The organism is Peribacillus sp. NPDC058002 (assembly GCF_042886655.1).
Lineage (GTDB): Bacteria > Bacillota > Bacilli > Bacillales > DSM-1321 > Peribacillus > Peribacillus aracenensis.
This window is the reverse complement of record NZ_JBHVQU010000495.1, coordinates 1-1,413: the sequence shown is the minus strand read 5'-3', so window position 1 is coordinate 1,413 and position 1,413 is coordinate 1. Positions and strand designations below refer to the sequence as shown.

Below are 1,413 nucleotides of genomic sequence, written 5' to 3'. Positions count from 1 at the left end.
GGTATAGGGAAAAGTTAAAGAAAAATCAGATTCCTGTAATTGAAGAGGAAGTTTGTGAAGTTCATGTTAATGCCAAACAGCAGTTGACAGCCATTCAATTAGCATCCGGTAAAATAATCGAAGCTGAAAAAGCATTCACGGCATTTAAAGGTAACAAACTTAATAATGAGCTAGCCTTACAATTAGGTGTGCAAGTAAATGAAAACAATCATGTGGTGATTCATCCCAGAACTAAAGAAACCAATATTAAAGGAGTCTGGGCAGGCGGCGACCTCGTTGCCCATTCCGAACAAGTCACCATTTCGATGGGGGATGGCACCCAAGCAGCGATATGGATTCATAAAAGGCTGTTAGGCCAGCCACTTCCATACGATTGACAACCTGATGGAAAAACACAAGGCGACCTGTCCACCAGGCCGCCTTTTACATTGGTATTTATAAAGTTTTCCACGTTAGCCTTCCATACACATCTATCTTCGATTCCTTCCCTTAAAAACTTTAACCAAAATGAGAATGACCGCGATGATAAGCAAGATATGTATAAATCCTGCAGCCACTTTAAAGACTAAACCAAGAACCCATAATAATAATATTACACCAATAATTGTCCAAATCATGATAATCCCCCTTCTTCCCTTCTTTAAATGATTTTTTATTAATAAGAAGCTACAACGAAATTTTGTGCTTACATTTAAATTACCCATATCTTTCTGTAACAAACCCTCACCCTATTTTTTTACATAAAACTGTAAATGCTGTAAATGATAATAAAGAAATAAGGAATCTTCCATATTGAAAAACATCCACCATCAGGAAGAGACTTACAAGCTTTATAGGTTCCGCAAAAATCAATTAGAAGGAGTCGTTCATTCATGAAAAAGTTTTTAGTCATCTGTCTAACCTCCTGTTCCCTGTTCTTGGTTAACCTGAATCATCCGGCTGCACAGGAAAATAAAGTAAAACAGGAAAGTGTCCAATTCACTGAAGCGCAAAAATCGGAAATCGCTAAGATCCAAAAGCAGATACTCGCTGACAAAAAGTTATTGATCGAAAAATATGTCGAGTTTGGCGCGCTCTCTAAAGAAGAAGCCGATAAAATGGTTTCACATTTTGAAGAACATTATAAAATGATGGAAGAACATAATTTCCAAATTCCGCCGCACCTCCCACATGCTCGACACATGCATAAGTAATTGTATGTTTTTTTGCCTATATAGCTAATAATCCGACCTGATGAATAGGCCGGATTATTTTCATTCTTTTGTCCTTGATAAATAAACATTACGCGTTTACCATTTACTAAAGGATTTATATTTCTCTTTAGCGAAATACATAACTATGAGAAATGAAAGGGTGAAAAGGATGAACAAAATAGGCATTACAGCAAGAGACTTATTTCACTTGAAATCAGTA

3 protein-coding genes are annotated in these 1,413 nt (G+C 36.5%); 2 read left to right on the top strand and 1 reads right to left on the bottom strand.

Annotation, left to right across the window (positions count from 1 at the left end; genetic code table 11):
- The coding region (locus tag ACFVSH_RS26630; protein WP_387708823.1) for an FAD-dependent oxidoreductase at nucleotides 1-377 on the top strand (377 nt) is incomplete at its 5' end.
- Between the two features lie 93 nt (nucleotides 378-470).
- On the opposite strand, the gene ACFVSH_RS26625 is transcribed toward ACFVSH_RS26630, so the two are convergent.
- Nucleotides 471-617, bottom strand: coding sequence for a lmo0937 family membrane protein (locus ACFVSH_RS26625; RefSeq protein WP_387599209.1), 147 nt, complete (start codon nucleotides 615-617; stop codon nucleotides 471-473).
- A 255-nt stretch (nucleotides 618-872) separates the two neighbouring features.
- On the opposite strand from ACFVSH_RS26625, the gene ACFVSH_RS26620 reads away from it, so the two are divergent.
- Entirely contained in the window at nucleotides 873-1,193 is a 321-nt protein-coding gene (locus ACFVSH_RS26620) for a DUF2680 domain-containing protein (protein WP_387708821.1), read from the top strand.
- The last annotated feature ends 220 nt before the right edge of the window (nucleotides 1,194-1,413 follow it).